At 55.3% G+C, this 16,593-nt stretch carries 11 protein-coding genes; 7 read left to right on the top strand and 4 right to left on the bottom strand.

The features are described 5' to 3' along the window. Positions 1–64 precede the first annotated feature (64 nt). From ACUZ9P_RS12625 to ACUZ9P_RS12635, 3 genes are all read right to left on the bottom strand, one after another. Positions 65–3,385, bottom strand: a complete 3,321-nt coding sequence (locus tag ACUZ9P_RS12625) for an EAL domain-containing protein (protein WP_449249975.1) — start codon at positions 3,383–3,385, stop codon at positions 65–67. Positions 3,386–3,632: 247 nt separating this feature from the next. Further along, positions 3,633–5,075: a diguanylate cyclase domain-containing protein gene (locus tag ACUZ9P_RS12630; RefSeq protein ID WP_449249976.1), complete on the bottom strand. Its 1,443-nt coding sequence runs from the start codon at positions 5,073–5,075 to the stop codon at positions 3,633–3,635. A gap of 332 nt (positions 5,076–5,407) precedes the next feature. After that, positions 5,408–7,099, bottom strand: a complete 1,692-nt coding sequence (locus tag ACUZ9P_RS12635) for a bacteriohemerythrin (RefSeq protein WP_449249977.1) — start codon at positions 7,097–7,099, stop codon at positions 5,408–5,410. Between the two features lie 843 nt (positions 7,100–7,942). Here ACUZ9P_RS12635 and ACUZ9P_RS12640 point away from each other — a divergent pair. From ACUZ9P_RS12640 to ACUZ9P_RS12660, 5 genes are all read left to right on the top strand, one after another. Then, positions 7,943–8,854, top strand: coding sequence for a glutamate/aspartate ABC transporter substrate-binding protein (locus tag ACUZ9P_RS12640; protein WP_298994301.1), 912 nt, complete (start codon positions 7,943–7,945; stop codon positions 8,852–8,854). Positions 8,855–8,960: 106 nt separating this feature from the next. Further along, the gene (locus ACUZ9P_RS12645) at positions 8,961–9,710 is read left to right on the top strand and encodes an amino acid ABC transporter permease (RefSeq protein WP_449249978.1); all 750 of its coding nucleotides are present in this window, start codon (positions 8,961–8,963) and stop codon (positions 9,708–9,710) included. Beyond that, positions 9,703–10,380, top strand: a complete 678-nt coding sequence (locus ACUZ9P_RS12650) for an ABC transporter permease subunit (protein WP_022659397.1) — start codon at positions 9,703–9,705, stop codon at positions 10,378–10,380. Before ACUZ9P_RS12645 ends, ACUZ9P_RS12650 begins: the two co-directional genes overlap by 8 nt. A gap of 20 nt (positions 10,381–10,400) precedes the next feature. Next, entirely contained in the window at positions 10,401–11,129 is a 729-nt protein-coding gene (locus ACUZ9P_RS12655; RefSeq protein ID WP_027180933.1) for an amino acid ABC transporter ATP-binding protein, read from the top strand. A 410-nt stretch (positions 11,130–11,539) separates the two neighbouring features. Then, positions 11,540–12,448 (top strand): flagellin N-terminal helical domain-containing protein, encoded by a 909-nt coding sequence (locus ACUZ9P_RS12660; RefSeq protein WP_449249979.1) that lies wholly within the window; start codon positions 11,540–11,542, stop codon positions 12,446–12,448. A 115-nt stretch (positions 12,449–12,563) separates the two neighbouring features. Here ACUZ9P_RS12660 and rnc read toward each other — a convergent pair whose 3' ends face one another. Further along, the gene (rnc, locus tag ACUZ9P_RS12665; RefSeq protein WP_449249980.1) at positions 12,564–13,307 is read right to left on the bottom strand and encodes a ribonuclease III; all 744 of its coding nucleotides are present in this window, start codon (positions 13,305–13,307) and stop codon (positions 12,564–12,566) included. 101 nt (positions 13,308–13,408) lie between these two features. On the opposite strand from rnc, the gene ACUZ9P_RS12670 reads away from it, so the two are divergent. Together ACUZ9P_RS12670 and ACUZ9P_RS12675 are read left to right on the top strand one after the other, a co-directional pair. Further along, entirely contained in the window at positions 13,409–13,750 is a 342-nt protein-coding gene (locus tag ACUZ9P_RS12670; protein WP_298994310.1) for a hypothetical protein, read from the top strand. Positions 13,751–13,913: 163 nt separating this feature from the next. Beyond that, positions 13,914–16,589 carry a TIGR03960 family B12-binding radical SAM protein gene (locus ACUZ9P_RS12675; RefSeq protein WP_449249981.1) on the top strand — a complete coding sequence of 892 codons (2,676 nt, stop codon included), beginning with the start codon at positions 13,914–13,916 and terminating at the stop codon, positions 16,587–16,589. The last annotated feature ends 4 nt before the right edge of the window (positions 16,590–16,593 follow it).

The following is a 16,593-nucleotide window of genomic DNA, read 5'->3' on the forward strand; positions in this document are numbered from 1 at the left end:
AGGCATGGCTAGGCGCTCAGTAGGCCTGCACTTTGCCCTGCCCAAGTTTTTCACCCTGCTCAGGCTATTCCCAGCCCTCGCCCGCCGTTGCCTGTTCGGTGCTTTTGGTCTTTTCAGCGCTCTCGGTCTGGTTACCATGTCCCTCAGCGGCTGCCGCTGCATTCCTGCGCGCCAGATAACGCTCAAAGTCCTTCACCGCCAGCGGTACGCTGAACAGGAACCCCTGAAACAACGTGCAACCCATGTTCAGCAGGGCCCTTTTCTGCTCGCGTGTTTCCACGCCCTCGGCCACGGTGGTTAAACCAAGGCTTTGCGAAAGTGCGATGATAATGCTGGCGATGGCGGCATCGTTGGGATCTGTGAGCAGATCGCGAATGAAAGAACGGTCAATCTTGAGCTGATCCAGCGGGAGTAGTTTGAGATACGCCATGGATGAATAGCCGGTGCCAAAGTCATCCAGCGAAAACCGGATGCCCAGATTGCTCAACTTGACCATGGACGCTATGATTTCCTGCATGTTCACGGCCAGCTGACTTTCGGTCAGTTCCAGCTTCAGCAGACCTGGGTCAATGCCAGTTTGCCGCACCGCTGCCGTAACATCTCGTACAAAATCACTTTCACGGAACTGGCGGGCGCTTACGTTGATGGCAATTGTCAGATTTGAAAACTCGGGTATCTCAGCCCAGCGCCCAAGCTGGCTGCACGCCTCCCGCACCACCCATGCGCCGATGCGGGCAATCATGCCGTTTTCTTCCGCAAGGGGAATAAAATCAGCAGGCGGCACAATACCACGCTTGGGGTGTTGCCAGCGAATCAACGCTTCTGCGCCAAACACAGTGTCATCCACGCTGATCAGCGGCTGATAATACAGCACAAACTGCTCAAGGCGTATGGCTTCCTCAAGATCCCGCTCAAGCTCTATGCGCTCCATGACGGTTTGCTGCATGGCCGGATCAAAAAAACGCACGGTATTTCTTCCGGCATCTTTAGCCTGATACATGGCAAGATCCGCCTGCTTGAGCAGTTCATCGGGAGTGATGCTCTGCTTGCCGAACAGGGCAACGCCGATACTGGCTGTGCAGTTGCAGGTAATGCCCTCCAGAAGAATTGGCTCGCGTACGGCAGTGAGAATTTTGCGGCAGACAAGCGCCACGGCCTCAGCAGCCTCCTCGCTGTTGCCCGACAGACCGTGCAATAACAAAACAAATTCGTCGCCGCCAAAGCGCGCCACAGTGTCGTCTGCTGGAACAATGGCAAGCAGGCGCTGCCCAACCTGCTTGAGCAGATTGTCGCCGTGTGCGTGACCAAGCGTATCGTTGATCGTCTTGAACCGGTCGAGGTCAATAAACAGCATCGCGCTGAGCTTGTCCGTGCGCATGCCCACCGCAACTGCCTGCCGGATGCGGTCAGTAAGCAGGGGGCGGTTGGCAAGACCGGTCAGCTGATCGTAGTAGGCCAGCTCATTGATGCGGGCTTCGTTGCGGCGACGCTCTTCTTCCCAGGTAAAATTATCCAGCGCAAAACTGACGTTCAGGGCCATTTCCCCCAAGAGCTCGCGCACCTCTGCATCAAAGGTTCCGGCATCGTCGGCGTAGAGCGTCAAATTTCCAACAACTTCTCCCCGTTGGCGCAAGGGGAGCGCCCCAACAGTAAGAAAACCCGTTTTGCGCACAAGCTGCCACCAGGGCGCAAGCCTGGGGTCAGTTGTGGTGTCGTCTGACCAGACAGGTTCGTTGTTTCGGATTGCACAGCCAGTTGGCCCGGACCCTTTGGGGTCAGACGCCCATACAGATATGTCGAGCTTTTGCAGATCGGCATTGCTCAGGCCAAATGACGCAACGGGCTGCACGTTGCCTGTCTGCTTTTCAACAAGACCAATCCAGGCTCCCTTCATGCCGCCAGCTTCCACAGCAGCCCGGCAGACCTCTGCAAAAAGGTCGTTTCTGCCAGAACAGCGCACAATGGCCTGATTGCATCTGCTGAGCGCCGCGTACATTTGTGAAATACGGCTTGCCCGCCCCTGCGCAAATTTTCTTTCACTTATATCCGTACACAAAAATGCTATGATTCCAGCTTCTGAGCGATAGGCAACAATATCTGCCCACAGGTTATTGCCAGCAAGGTAAAATTCAAAATGAGACGGTTCACCGGTATCCGCAGTGGCTATGAGCGGATTCACCCAGCGGGCTGTTTCGCTGGTTTTGGGGCTGATTCTTTCCAGCAGCGTTTTGCCGATAACGTCTTCCCGCCCCGCCTTGAATACATCGCAGTAGGCCTGGTTGATCTCAACCAGTCTGAAATCGCAAATTTTTCCATCTGGCGCAAAGACCGGCTCGCACAGGGCCATGCCTGCCTGCATATTGTCAAAAAGGCCTTTATAGCGCTTTTCGCCCAATTCAAGTGCCTTGAGCTGCCGGGTGTAGCTCATGCCGCTCCAGAATGAAATAAACACGCAGACTATCCATAAAAAACCCAGTGAAAAAATGTCCTGCCGCCATTTGGCGAGTACGGCGTGCTCATACAGGCCAATAGAAAGATACAGGGGCCATTGGCGAAGCTTGCGATAAAACGCGATCCTTTTTTTATCACCAAAATCTGCACGCCTGTGCTGGTAGATGCTTGGGGCGGCATCGTGTTCAATGAGTTTTCGCAACGGGGGCGACGGTTTGGCGTCAAGCCAGAAACGCCCGCGCGGGTACTGCGTGACAAGGCCCAGCTTTTTGTCCCACAGGGTGGCCACGGCGCTTGAGCCCACAATGACGGCTGAAGCCATGATGTCCGAAAACATATCTATGGAGACCGCGCAGGCCACAACGCCGCCAAACGAACCATCGGGCAACAAATAGCGCATGGAAAGCACAATGATGGGGCGCGTCCACAACTGGCTGTAAAAAGGATGGGAAATAACAAGCCCAGGGGAGGGATTATTGCGCAGCTGAACAAAGTGGTCGGCGTTGGTGATGGACATCTCGCCAGAAAGCGCGCGGGGAGAAGCGTACACTACCCGCCCCTGCGTATTTGTCAGCAAAAAGCCAAGAGTGTCCGGCAGGCGATCATCAAGGTTTTTCCCATAGGCTTCAAAGCGTTCCCAGGAAACATCGCCGCGCAGTGCCTGCTGTTGCGCTTCATCAACCGCGCCCAGCAGGGCAAGATTGATTTTCTCAAAACGCCAGGAAAGAACATCATCAATGGATCGGGAAACGCTTTCAAGCGTGTTGGCGGCCTTGGCGAGTTCCTGCTGCCTGCTGCCCACCAGCGCAAAAATAATAATGCCCAGAACAAGCAAATTGATTGTGGCAATGACCCATAGCTGCTTGTGGGAATGCAGCCGGGATGATTTGTTGCGTTCAGACTCTGAACGAAGGTTTGGCTGGGAATCCGTCATATGAACCCCGCATCGGCAGAATGCGTCAACTCCCAAGAAACAGAACATCTGGCAGCGAATGGAGGCAAAGGAGGCCATGCAGCATTCAACAAAAAGTGAACGTCAAAAGGCTGTTACGGAAATATGAAAATTAAAAACCTATAGCAATAAACCTACTCCAAATATTTGTTCCAAGCAAGTTCATGACCCGATATTATAAACTGGTATGGCATAATTACGCAATTTAAAACCTCAAATGCACAAGGAATCAGCCCACTGAAACTCGATTTTTTCCCATTCTTTTTGCATGGTAAAGCGCAGTATCCGCCCTGTGGATCAGGCTGTCCTGAGTATCATAGGGGCGCATTTCTGCAAGGCCGATGCTCACTGTACAGTGCAGGCCGTCTGCAAAGCTGAACTCTTCAACCCGGCGGCGAAGCTTTTCTGCAATTTCTCCGGCTGCATTGGCATCTGTTTCAGGCAAAAGCACAAGAAACTCCTCCCCACCCCAACGCCCGGCAATATCCTGCGGGCGCAGCACATCGACAGCCAGGGCGCTCAGGGCCTGCAACACAGCGTCACCAGCAAGATGCCCAAAGGTATCGTTGACATTTTTGAAATTGTCCACATCCAGCAACAGCACGGAAAGAGGAACTTCTCGCTGGTGCGCACGCAGCATGGCCTCGGCCATATCGCCAGAAAGTTTTTGCCGGTTGGCAAGGCCTGTGAGCTTGTCGGTATTTGAAATATGCAGCAGCACTGCATTCAGCCGCCGTAGCCGATACGTCCAGTAGCCCCAGAGCAAGGCAATGACAGCGCCTATCCCGCCGCCAAAAAGAAACCACATGGGGTTGATGGCTGACTGCACATTGATGGAAATGTGCTGATTTACCACCCTTCCCCGTTCCTGCGGTGTTATGGACATCACGCCCTTGTCCAGAATATTGCGCAGGGTGACATCACCCTTGCTTACGCCAATGCGCAGGTGGTTCATGTACATGGGCAATTGCCCGGCAATTTTCAGATTGAACAGCCCGTTTGTGCGTATGGTGTAGGCGGCCACCATCAGGGAACGCATGGTCATGGAGCTGCGGCGGCTTGAGACCATTTTCATGGCCTCATCCTCTGACCGCACAAGCTTGATCTCAAGATTGGGATACCGCTCCCTGATCAAACCTTCCATTGCCGTGCCTTCGGGAAAGACGATGGATTCGTGCTCAAGCGCTGCCGGGTCAGAAATATAATGATGTTCTTCGCGGGTTATGAACACGTTGGGGTCACTGAACAGGGGCGAGGTAAAGATAAGCCATTCACTGCGTTCAGTGGTCTGATTGAGAAAACTCAGCACCTTGCACTGTCCGCTTTTGGAAAAAGCCAGGCTTTCATTCCAGTCGGCGGTGCGCACCAGCTCAAACTCAAGGCCGGTTCTGTCTGCGACCAGGGCCAGAAGATCGGCTGCAATGCCCACGTGTTTGCCCGATGCGTCTATCTGCTCATAAGGAACCCAATCAGGGTCAACGCACAGGGTAACTTTTCTATGTTCGCGCAGGTAGGTCTGCTCGGTGGGGGTGAGGCTCACATCACCAATATGCGCGATAGCCGTATCGAACGCGCATGCCCCACCTGGCAATGCCTGCAAAATGAGCCAGACAAGCCCACAGCACAATATTTTGGAGACGCGGTTGATTGCAGCAACGAGTTGAATTGGCATCCACTCTCCCAGGCTTGAACACAGACCGCTTTTTACAGCAGCGAGATCACTTGCTTGTACAGCCATAAAACCGTGCGAACCAAAAAATCCGCTTACGACCTGCCCCCGGCGGTGAAACAATCATTCCATAACCTGCATATGAATGATTTTCGCCAGTCCTGCAATGGTGGAAAGGGGATCTACGCTATTTTCACAAACTTGGAAACGAGAGGTGGGAGAGCAAGAGAACCTGCCACTACCGCATGATAAAAGCCCGCTCTGGCCTGAAACCGCAGGCTACTGCGCTTTCCTGAACCGGAACGGGCTTTTAACAAACAGCCGGAATAGTGGAATCAGGCAGCCCGCACCTTGCGGGTCGTGCCAAGCCTGGCAGCTTTTTTGACATAGGGCGCGTACTGCGCATCCATGCCCATAATGTGCTCCACAAGCCAGTCTTTAAGGAAGGAAAGCAGATCCATGCTCAGGGTTATTGTTCCCTGCTTGAGGCCCTGCTCCACTTCATTGACCTTGGCCTCAAAGTCACGGTGGATCTGAAGATGTTCCTTGGTGGAGGGGTAATCGGAGTGGACAAAGTGCTTTTCTTCATCCCTGAAGTGTGTACTGGTGTAGTCGCGGAGCTTGCGCAGAATGCCGAGCATTTCCTGCGCGCTGCTATTATTGGTCATGGCGCTGTGCAGATCGTTAATATAGTCAACAAGCAGGCGATGCTGGCTGTCTATATCATTTATGCCAAGATCCATATTACGCGTCCACTGCACAAACTTGCTTGAAGATGCACGATCATAGTCGCCGCTTGCCAGGGCGCTTACAATCATGTCCAGCTCTTCCATGCCGCCCTGAAATGTCAGAAGCGCAGCAGTAAAGACCTTCATATTGCCAGAGGTCTGCTCCGCCACTATGCGGATTTCGTCCAGGGCATTATTGGCGTCTTCAATATTTTCCGACTGCACTCCGGCGGTGGCGGCCACAGCCTGCAAATGCTGGGCTGTGCCGGACATGGTCTCCAAAATTTCGCGCATGCGCTCGCCAGCCACAGAGGCGGAACTGGCGCCTTCAAGGCTGAGACGCGCGGCGGCATCCACAGTTTCGGCATTACGGTGGGCCTCATGCTGAATTGCCTTCACAGCGTCTTCAACTTCCCGCGTGGCGCCCATGGTTTTTTCTGCCAGCTTGCGCACTTCGTCAGCCACAACGGCAAAACCGCGCCCGGCTTCACCAGCCCGCGCCGCCTCAATAGCGGCGTTAAGGGCCAGCAGGTTGGTCTGGTCGGCAACTTCATTGATGACAGCCATCACCTTGCCAATATTGCTGGCTTTTTCTCCAAGACCTGCCATGGCTTCCTTGAGCTGCACAATGGTATTTTTGAGTTGCTCAATGGAACTAACAGCGCCGTCAACCTGCTCCTTGCTGGCGGATGCGCTGCCGCTGGCCGTTTGCGCGTTTTCCGAAAGCTCGCGCACGCGCATGGATGATTCGTGCGCACCCTGAGAGACTGCGTCCATAGCGCCGCCGGTTTCGTTCAGGCGGTCGCGCTGCACGGCAACCCCCTGGTTCACTTCCGTAACCAGGGTTGCAAGGTTCTGGGCTTCGGCAGAGAGTTTGGCGCAAACAGTATGCGCCTTGCGCAGCACGGTGTCGCCCTTTTCAAATTTCTCACTCAAGGCTGTATTTTCGGCCTGCGCCGCTTGCAGCTTTGCCTGAAGCGCCGCATTGGCGGCTTCAAGCCCGACAGTGCGTTGCCGCTCGGCAGCCAGATTATCTTCTGCAGAACGCAGCCGCCCAAGGCAATAGGCAAGGCGTTCCTTATTATTGGCGCCCCCGGATTCGCCAGCGCGGCCGGCGACTTCATCCATCTGCTCGCGCAGTTGCCTGGCCTCCGCCAGGGCGCGCAACCACATAATTGCATCCACCGCCAGGCAGGCAGCCACACCACCCAAGGCAAACCACAACAATCCGTCAATTTTTCCAACAACCGCAAAAATAACCAGCATGGCCAGAGCAAACGCATGGGAAATAAAAACCATAAACCCATCCTTGTCGGAAAACGGATAATTGTGCCCGAGGCTGAGAAAAACAGCCTCCCAGTAAACCAAGCAGAATGATCATATTATCGTTTATCGGACAAAACAAGCGGCACCAATAGCGCAAAGTTTGAAAAAAATGTTACATTTAAGCGTCTACCAAAAATCTGGAGGGCAGCACGCGCGAGGTCAGCGCAAGCGGATGTCATATTGACACCAGGGCTAATATTTATAATGATGCCGAGGTATTTTAATGAAAATTTTGACGCAGGTGTTCTGCCGCAAGCATAACCGCTTGTGGTTCCTGCACTCTCGGGAGCGATTTCACCTTGTAATCGCTCTTAAGGCTGTGTGAGCTTTTTACCCGCACGGGGTAAACGCCTGAACATGTGACGTAAAATTTTGCGAATGCATTTTCGCATCATTTACTTGCTCAAGAGCGCAGCGACGCCTCCCCCCCAAGGCACCAGTCAGCGATGGATCATGCACCGCTAAGCGCCGCATGGTTTGATGTATTTTTCTTTGCCGGTTGCCGCGTATCGTTCACAGAAGCGTGAAGCGGCGTGCGCTGAACCATGATAGCGCACCCGGCTTTCTTGCCTGCCAGCATCGGCGCGCCCGATGAGCGCAGACACTGCACTCTGGCAGGAACTCAGGGAAACTGTTTGCCGTGGACGTGCCCTTGCACACCGGCACCCCATCAAAACCAGAGCACCGTAGATACTGAATGCGGGGCTTGGCTTTCATGGGTCTGGCAAACACCATTTTCCGGATAGTTTTCTTGGGCGGCGCTGCTATTTGGCAACGGGGCGCCGTCTTCCGTAAATGCCATTCCAGGAGGAAACCATGGCGCTGAAGAAATCCATTTTGTCCGCTCTTGCGGCTCTGCTTCTGCTGACCTCTGTTCAGGGCGGTCAGGCGCAGGCAGAGGAACTCACCGGGACCTTGAAAAAAATCAAGGATACAGGCGTGATTGTTGTGGGTCACCGTGAATCTTCCGTGCCTTTTTCCTACTACGATCTTCAGCAGAACGTTATCGGCTACGCACAGGACTATTCCAACAAGGTTGTGGAAGCCGTTAAAAAACAGCTGAACATGCCCAACCTCCAGGTGCGCTTTGTGCCCATCACCTCGCAGAACCGCATTCCCCTGCTGCAAAACGGCACCTTTGATTTCGAGTGTGGCTCGACCACCAACAACCTGGAACGTCAGCAGCAGGTTGACTTCTCCAACACCTTTTTTATCATCGGCACCCGCTTGCTGGTCAACAAAGACTCCGGCATCACGGACTTTGACGGCCTGAAGGGCAAGAACGTTGCCGTGACCTCCGGCACCACATCTGAAAAGCTGCTGAACAAGATGAATGACGAGAAGGGCCTCGCCATCAACATCATCAGCGTAAAAGACCACGGCGATGCGTTCCGCACTGTAGAATCTGGCCGCGCTGTGGCCTTCTTTATGGATGACGCCCTGCTTGCCGGTGAACGCGCCAAGGCCAAAAAGCCCGCTGACTGGATCATCGTGGGTACCCCGCAGAGCTTTGAAGCTTACGGCTGCATGGTGCGCAAGGGTGACGCCCAGTTCAAGAAGCTGCTTGACGACGTGATTGCCGCGGAACAGGGCAACGGCAACGCCGAAAAGTCCTTTAACCGCTGGTTCATGCAGCCGATTCCGCCCAAGAACATGAACATGAATTTTGAAATGTCTGACGAAATGAAGGCTCTTTTCAAGGCCCCCAACGACAAGGCCCTGAACTGATTTTAGGCATGCCCGGGAGCTTCAGGCGCAAGCGGGCGCTCCCGGGCATGCGTTTAAGCCCGCTGCACCATGAGATACGTTTTTTACACAGGGATGGAACCAACGAATGCAGGCTAACTGGAACTGGGGCATTTTTTTTGAGCAGGCGCCGTTCGGAAACGTCACCTACTTTAGCTGGCTGGTGGACGGCTTTTTGACGACAGTGGCCCTGTCTGTCTGTGCCTGGATTCTGGCTTTTCTTCTGGGCTCTTTTTTCGGTATTCTCCGCACTCTGCCCAACAAGATTCTGAGTACCATTGGCACAGCCTATGTGACCATTTTTCGTAACATACCTCTTATCGTTCAGTTTTTCATATGGTACCTCGCAGCACCCGACCTGCTGCCCTACAAAGCTAGCGTATGGTTTAAGGCAGAACTGAACCCCAACATCCAATTTTTTGTCATTGCCACCTGCGCGCTGGGTTTCTTTACCGGGGCGCGCGTCTGTGAGCAGGTCAGGTCTGGCATTCAGGCGCTCTCGCGCGGACAACGCTACGCCGCCCTGGCCCTTGGCCTTACGCTGCCGCAGACCTATCGGCATGTTCTGTTGCCCAATGCCTACCGCATCATTATTCCGCCGTTGACCTCAGAAATGCTCAATATGGTCAAAAACACCGCAGTCGCTTCAACTGTGGGACTTATAGAACTGACCGCGCAGGCCAACCGCCTTCTGGAATTTTCTGGCTACGCGTATGAATCGTTTATTGCGGTTACGCTTGCCTACGCCTTCCTGAATTTTGTGGTCATGCGTTCCATGAAACTGCTGGAGAACAAAATGCGTTTGCCCTCCATGAGCACAGGAGGCAAAAATGTTTAGCATAGACTGGAGCATCATCCAGCAGAGCCTGCCCCTGCTTGCGCAGGGGGCATTGGTAACGCTCAAGATCACCATTACGGCCATTGCCTTTGGCATGGTGATAGGCACGTTGCTTGCTGTGGCGCGCATTTCTGTTTACGCGCCCATGCGCTGGCTCTCCGCCGCCTACGTGAACTGCTTCCGCTCCATCCCCCTTGTGATGGTGCTGTTATGGTTCTACCTCATTGTGCCGCAGTTTTTGACTTCATTCTTCAATCTTTCGCCGCAAACAGACATCCGGCTTGTTTCCGCCATAGTGGCCTTTACCGCATTTGAGGCGGCCTACTATGCAGAAATTATCCGCGCAGGCATGCGCAGTGTTTCGAGCGGCCAGTATGCGGCATCCCTTGCCCTTGGCATGACCAAGTCGCAAACCATCACCTATGTCATCCTGCCGCAGGCATTCCGCGTTATGACGCCCCTGCTGCTGACCCAGGGCATGATTCTTTTTCAGGATACCGCCCTGGTGTACATCATCGGCCTTGCCGACTTTTTCCGCACCGCTTCCAACATTGGCAAAACAACAGGCTATGAAATTGATATGGTACTGATTGCAGGATCCGGCTACTTTGTGGTCTGCCTCTGTGTTTCAGCCACCGTAACCATGGTAAAAAAGAGACTCAATCAATGATTAATCCCACCGATGAAGCCATGATCATTCTGGAAAACGTATCCAAGTGGTACGGTGACTTCAATGTGCTGAGCCACTGTAGCACGCGCATACACAAGGGCGAGGTTGTTGTGGTATGCGGGCCTTCCGGTTCGGGAAAATCCACGCTGATCAAAACCGTGAACGGCCTTGAACCCGTGCAGTCTGGCAAAATTTTTGTAAACAACACAGAAGTAACCAGCAAAAAGACCAACCTGGCCCAGCTCCGCAGCCACGTTGGCATGGTTTTTCAGCATTTTGAGCTTTTTCCGCACCTGAACATCATCCATAACCTTGTTCTGGCTCAGGAAAAAGTGCTCAAGCGCAACCGCGAAGAATCTATGGAAAAGGCCCACATGCTGCTCAAGCGGGTCGGCCTTGAACAGCAGACGGAAAAGTATCCTTCACAGCTTTCTGGCGGGCAGCAGCAACGCGTTGCCATTGCCCGTGCCCTGTGCATGGATCCCGTGGCCATGCTTTTTGACGAGCCGACCTCCGCACTTGACCCGGAAATGATTAACGAAGTGCTGGATGTCATGGTTGAACTGGCCTACGAAGGCATGACCATGATGGTCGTTACCCACGAAATGGGCTTTGCCCGCAAGGTCGCCAACCGAGTTCTCTTTATGGAAAACGGCCAGATTCTTGAAGACTCCCCCAAGGACAAGTTCTTCGACAATCCGGCAACCCAGCGCGCCAAGGACTTTTTGGCCAACATTATTCCGCACTAATCGCCGCCTCAGGGCGCTGAAAACAGCGAACCCCGGCCAGCTCCCCGATACATGGGGGGAACAGGCCGGGGTTTTCTGTATGGTGCGCACGGCCCACGACCTTAACGAATACCTTTTCCTCAGGCGTATGCCTGTGCGCAATGCCTGCGCTCAATGGCTGCCTGCGCATCGAGCGCATGAGGTTGCCACATCATAAGCCTTCGGGCAGACCAGCCTCCATGGCCGAAGCAAGCAGGCAAAGTGGTTTGCGTGAATGTCTTGATATACTGTCAAAAATTCCTCTCCGGGGAGGGAAATTTTTTCCGGTTACAATTTAAATTTTATAACTATGTAAATTATAATAACTTTTTTTATTGGCACATGGATTGCATCTTGGCGAGTACAGCTTAGTAACCACCAGGAGGTGTCCCATGTCTTTGGTCATTAACCATAATATGATGGCCGACAACACGGCCAGAAATTTAAATGCGCATTACTCGGCACTGGGAAAATCCATGCAGCGCTTGTCGTCTGGTCTTCGCGTCAACAGCGCCGCTGATGATGCCGCAGGTCTGGCAATTCGAGAACTGCAACGCGCCGACATAACCACCCTGCATCAGGGCGCGCGTAACGCGAACGACGCTATTTCCATGATCCAGACCGCCGACGGCGCGCTTGGCATCATCGATGAAAAGCTCACGCGCATGAAGGAACTGGCGGAACAGGCGGCCACCGGCACCTATGATTCCACGCAGCGCCTGATGATCGAGTCCGAGTACCAGGCAATGGCTTCGGAAATTACCCGTATCGCCAACGCCACCGATTTCAATGGTATCCACCTGTTGAACGGCACATTGTCCTCTGACTCGCACGATGGCAGCGGCATGACGGCTTCCGGCAAGCTGAAGGTTCACTTTGGCACCGGCAACGATTCTGCCGAAGACTACTACTATATCACCATCGGTAGCACCACTGCATCTGCCCTTGGTGTTGGCAATCAGGCCTATGATACCGCCACCAACACATTGCGCGCGGGCGGCACGGTTTCCACGCAGCAGGCCGCGCAGCAGTCGCTTGAGGCCATCACGAAGGCCATTGTGTCCAAGGATAAAATCCGCGCGCACCTTGGCGCGGTGCAGAACCGTCTGGAAAATACGATTACCAACCTGAATACTCAGGCTGAAAATCTCCAGGCTGCTGAATCCCGTATTTCCGACGTGGACGTGGCAACAGAAATGACGTCCTTTGTCCGCAACCAGATTCTCACCCAGTCTGCGGTGGCCATGTTGTCGCAGGCCAACTCCTTGCCGCAGATGGCCATGAAGCTTATCGGCGGTTAGGTCATCATAAACTAGGCTGTGGTGGACCAAAGATGGAGGCCCGGGGACTGTGCCCCCGGGCCGGGACAATCCCGATTATGCACGCATGCTTTGCAGCGGCATATTGGGGGATTTGTCAGTTCTTTTTTGGTATTGCAGTAGATTCAAGAACGTCAAGCGCCTGCTGGGCGGCATTTTGTTCCGCCTTTTTGCAGCTGCTGCCAGTGGCGGCAAATTCGGTTCCATCCGGCAGCCGCAAGGCTATCTCAAAAATTTTGGCATGCTCCGGCCCTTGGCTGCCCATGCGGGTGTAGAGCGGCGCTTCGCCAAAGCGCTGTTGCGAAGCTTCCTGAAGCCGGGTCTTATAGTCCTTGGGCATGGCCTTGCTTGCAGCCGTGGGCCAGCGGTCGGCAAAAAGCCGCGCTACCACGCTCTGGGCGGCAGCAAAACCGCCGTCCTCATATACGGCAGCGAGCACTGCCTCCAGCGCATCGCTCAACACGCCATCACGATTGCGCCCTCCCTGGCTTTCTTCTCCCCGTCCCAGTTTCAGCAAGGCAACAAGCCCGATCTTCCGTGCCCGCTCCGCAAGGCTTACGGTGCTCACCAGATGCGCCCGCATCTTGGTCAGCTCGCCTTCGCGCGCATCGGGAAACCGCCTGAATAACTGGGCAGAGACGCACAGTTCAAGCACGGCATCGCCTAAAAATTCAAGACGTTCATTATGGTTTTGCCCTGTGCCGCATTCATTGGCCCACGAGCTGTGCGTCAGGGCAAGATCCAGCAGCGCGGGCTTTGTAAAGACATACCCGAGCACGGGTTCCAGCACTTTGGCCGCTGCTGCGGGGTCTGTATTGATGGGTGCGTCAAAATTCTGCATGCCCGTACTGTAGTCATTTCAAAACTGTTGGCAACATAAAATACCTTGACATGCGTTGCGCCAATGCCTAGGTAAAACCAACGACTACCGAGGAGTTGAGCATGGCTTATGATATCCGTTTGATGAAGCTGGTGACGGGCGAACTGGTCATCGGCAAGTATGACGCCGACAAGGACTGCCTTAACGAGGTGGCCACCCTTCAGACTGTCCCCACCCAGCAGGGTGTGCAGATGATGCTGTTGCCCTACGGCTATCCCTTTGAACCTGATTTTACGGGCAGCATTGAGGGAAAAAATTTCCTCTACCGCTATGCCAACACCCCCAAGGAACTGCAGGACAAGTACATCGAAGCCTGCACCAATCTGACCGTGGCCGGCGGCCTCGGCAAGATGCAGTTCAGCTCCGAACCCTTTGGCGGTTCCGGCAGCGGCCTTATCAAGTAATTACAAATAAAACTCTTGCAGCAAACCCCTTTGCGCCCGGCGGCTTTGCCGACTTTGACGGCGCAATACCCGAGAAACGGGGTTTGCCATCACTCTTGGGGCGGCGCAAAACGCCGCCCTTTTTGCACCCTTCGCCTTTTCTCCAACCCACACAAGGATAGACATGCGCCCACTGCTGCCCCTATTGCCCAAACCCAGCCGCTATGCGGGCATTGAGGACAACGCCTGCCGTAAGAACCCCGAAGACGTACGCCTGCGCGTGGCCTTGGCCTTTCCCGATACCTATGATGTGGGCATGTCCTACCTTGGGCAAAAAATTCTTTACAATATCGTCAACAGCGAACCGCGCTGGTGGGCAGAACGCGTCATGGCTCCTGAAAAGGAAGCCGCAGATATCCTGCGCGCACACAACACGCCTCTGGCCACGCTGGAATCAGACACGCCCCTGGGCAGCATGCACTGCCTGAGCTTTTCCATCACGCACGAGCTCTGCTACACAAATGTGCTCTACATGCTCGATCTGGCGGGCATTCCGCTGCGCACGGCAGACAGGCCGCAGAGCCTCACCCAATGCCCCCTGGTTATTGCTGGCGGCGGCGCGCTGCTGAGCGCGGAACCGCTGACCCCCTTTGTGGACATCATGGTGCTCGGCGATGGCGAGGAAAGCCTGCCGGACGTGCTGCGCATGCTCGAAAAAGCTCTGGATCTGGGCTGGACGCGCGATGAAATGCTGCTGCAATCGCGCACCATTCCCGGCGTATACGTGCCGTCCCTTTTCCAGCAGGAATTTGACGCCGCAGGCGCGCCCGTATTCCCGCTCAAGCCCCTGCGTGACGACTACCAGCGTCCCACCCGGCGTATTGTGGCCGACCTCAACAATGCGGCCTACCCCACGCGGCAGGTTGTGCCTGTGGGCGCGGTGCATAATCGCCTCTCGCTCGAAATTGCGCGCGGCTGCACACGCGGCTGCCGTTTTTGCCATGCGGGCATGGTTTACCGCCCTGTGCGCGAACGCTCGCTCGACAATATCAATGAACTCCTGACCAAATGCCTGAACGAAACGGGCTTTGACGAAATTTCCTTCCTTTCTCTGAGCACGGGCGACTTTTCCGCCTTGAAAACCCTGAGCTTCGGCGTGCTTGACCGCTGCGCTCGCGAACAGATCAGCCTCTCCCTGCCCTCGCTGCGCGTTGGCTCCATTGATGACGAAATCATTGAGCGCATGGCCGATCTGCGCCGCACGGGCGTGACGCTCGCCCCCGAGGCTGGCAGCCAGCGTCTGCGCGATGTTATCAACAAGGGCGTTACCGAAGAAGGCCTGCTGCTGCACGCGCAGAAGCTGGTCGAACACGGCTGGCGGCTTGTAAAGCTCTATTTCATGATCGGTCTGCCCACAGAAACGGATGAAGACCTGTCGGCCATTGCGGATATCTGCCGCAAGGTGCGCGATGCCGCAGGTCGCGGCAACCCCCGCTTACAGGTGACAGCCGCCCTTTCGCCCTTTGTGCCCAAGCCCTTCACGCCCTTCCAGTGGGTGCCGCAGATCGGGCAGGATGAAATCCAGCGCCGCGTCAATCTGGTGCGGACGCAGTTCAAGGGGCAAAAGTTCCTCAAGCTGCGCTGGCACGAACCCGCCATGAGCCACCTTGAGGGTGTCTTGTCGCGCGCAGACCGCCGCATGGCCGATGTGGTGGAAAAGGCCTACCGCAAGGGAGCGGTGTTTACGAGCTGGATGGAACATTTTTCTCTGCCGCCCTGGCTTGAAGCCCTTGAAGAGTGCGGCATCAGCGCGCAGGAATGCACCGGCCCGCGCGAACCCGGCGCGGCCCTGCCCTGGAGCCACCTTGAAGCTGGCATCTCCGAGGAATTTCTGCTGCGTGAACGCGAACGCGCCCTGACGGAAAAAATTACCGATGATTGCCGCTACGGCGCTTGCCGCCAGTGCGGCGCATGCGACACCAAGGCTGGCCCTTCGCGCATGCAACACGCATCCGCCCCGGCAGACTCGGACGAACCCGACCAGCCCCTGCACCGCAACAGGCTTATTTTGCCGCAGCGCGACCAGATGGCCCACGCGCCCACTCTGGACGAGGAAGGCCGCCTTGTATGCCGCCCGCAAACCAGCCGCCCGCCCAAGATCACGGCGGAGCTGACCGTCAAGGCGGCCCAGTACCGCCTGTGGCACAGCAAGGCTGGGGGCAGCGCATATTTGAGCCAGCTTGAATTGCAGGCCGTGCTTGACCGCGCTCTGCGCAGGGCTGCCATGCCCCTGGCATTTTCGCAGGGTTTCCACCCCATGCCCTTGCTCTCCTTTGGCCGTGCGCTGCCTGTGGGCGTGGAAAGCCAGGCTGAGTGGTTTGCCCTTACCCTGCACAAAAATTTGCCGCCGGAAGAAGTCGCCGCGCGCCTGGCCCCCCTGCTGCCCCCCGGCATGAACGTACTGCGGGTGGAGCCTGTGGAGAAAAGCCGCCGCACAGAACAGGCCGTTGCCGAGGCCTTTACCCTGCGCATGCCCACTCAGGAAGAAACCGCGTCTGCGGCTCGCTGTTTTGCCGAATTTGCAGAGCTGCCCGAGCGCATGTTCACGCGTGATACCAAGAAGGGCCCGCGCACAGCAGATATCCGACTGATGTTGCGCGACTGGTCCACAGAGACCAATGCAACGGGCCGGGTGGAGGCCGTGACATTTGTGGCAGACTGGAGTAACGGTTATTTGTCTCCTCTGGTTTTCTGCATGGCAGTGCTAGACACCCTGGGAACACCCGAAACTCTGCGCCAGCGCATAGGCTTGCTTAAAACAGCGCAGATATTTGCGGACGGTCAATCCTATCCAGAGTAACCAT

Source organism: Desulfovibrio intestinivivus (genome assembly GCF_053570665.1).

What these genes read in the sequence shown, in the direction of transcription:
- ACUZ9P_RS12625 (WP_449249975.1), bottom strand. Translation starts at nt 3,385, where the DNA reads ATGACGGATTCCCAGCCAAACCTTCGTTCAGAGTCTGAACGCAACAAA.
- ACUZ9P_RS12630 (WP_449249976.1), bottom strand. Translation starts at nt 5,075, where the DNA reads ATGCCAATTCAACTCGTTGCTGCAATCAACCGCGTCTCCAAAATATTG.
- ACUZ9P_RS12635 (WP_449249977.1), bottom strand. Translation starts at nt 7,099, where the DNA reads ATGGTTTTTATTTCCCATGCGTTTGCTCTGGCCATGCTGGTTATTTTT.
- ACUZ9P_RS12640 (WP_298994301.1), top strand. Translation starts at nt 7,943, where the DNA reads ATGGCGCTGAAGAAATCCATTTTGTCCGCTCTTGCGGCTCTGCTTCTG.
- ACUZ9P_RS12645 (WP_449249978.1), top strand. Translation starts at nt 8,961, where the DNA reads ATGCAGGCTAACTGGAACTGGGGCATTTTTTTTGAGCAGGCGCCGTTC.
- ACUZ9P_RS12650 (WP_022659397.1), top strand. Translation starts at nt 9,703, where the DNA reads ATGTTTAGCATAGACTGGAGCATCATCCAGCAGAGCCTGCCCCTGCTT.
- ACUZ9P_RS12655 (WP_027180933.1), top strand. Translation starts at nt 10,401, where the DNA reads ATGATCATTCTGGAAAACGTATCCAAGTGGTACGGTGACTTCAATGTG.
- ACUZ9P_RS12660 (WP_449249979.1), top strand. Translation starts at nt 11,540, where the DNA reads ATGTCTTTGGTCATTAACCATAATATGATGGCCGACAACACGGCCAGA.
- rnc (WP_449249980.1), bottom strand. Translation starts at nt 13,307, where the DNA reads ATGCAGAATTTTGACGCACCCATCAATACAGACCCCGCAGCAGCGGCC.
- ACUZ9P_RS12670 (WP_298994310.1), top strand. Translation starts at nt 13,409, where the DNA reads ATGGCTTATGATATCCGTTTGATGAAGCTGGTGACGGGCGAACTGGTC.
- ACUZ9P_RS12675 (WP_449249981.1), top strand. Translation starts at nt 13,914, where the DNA reads ATGCGCCCACTGCTGCCCCTATTGCCCAAACCCAGCCGCTATGCGGGC.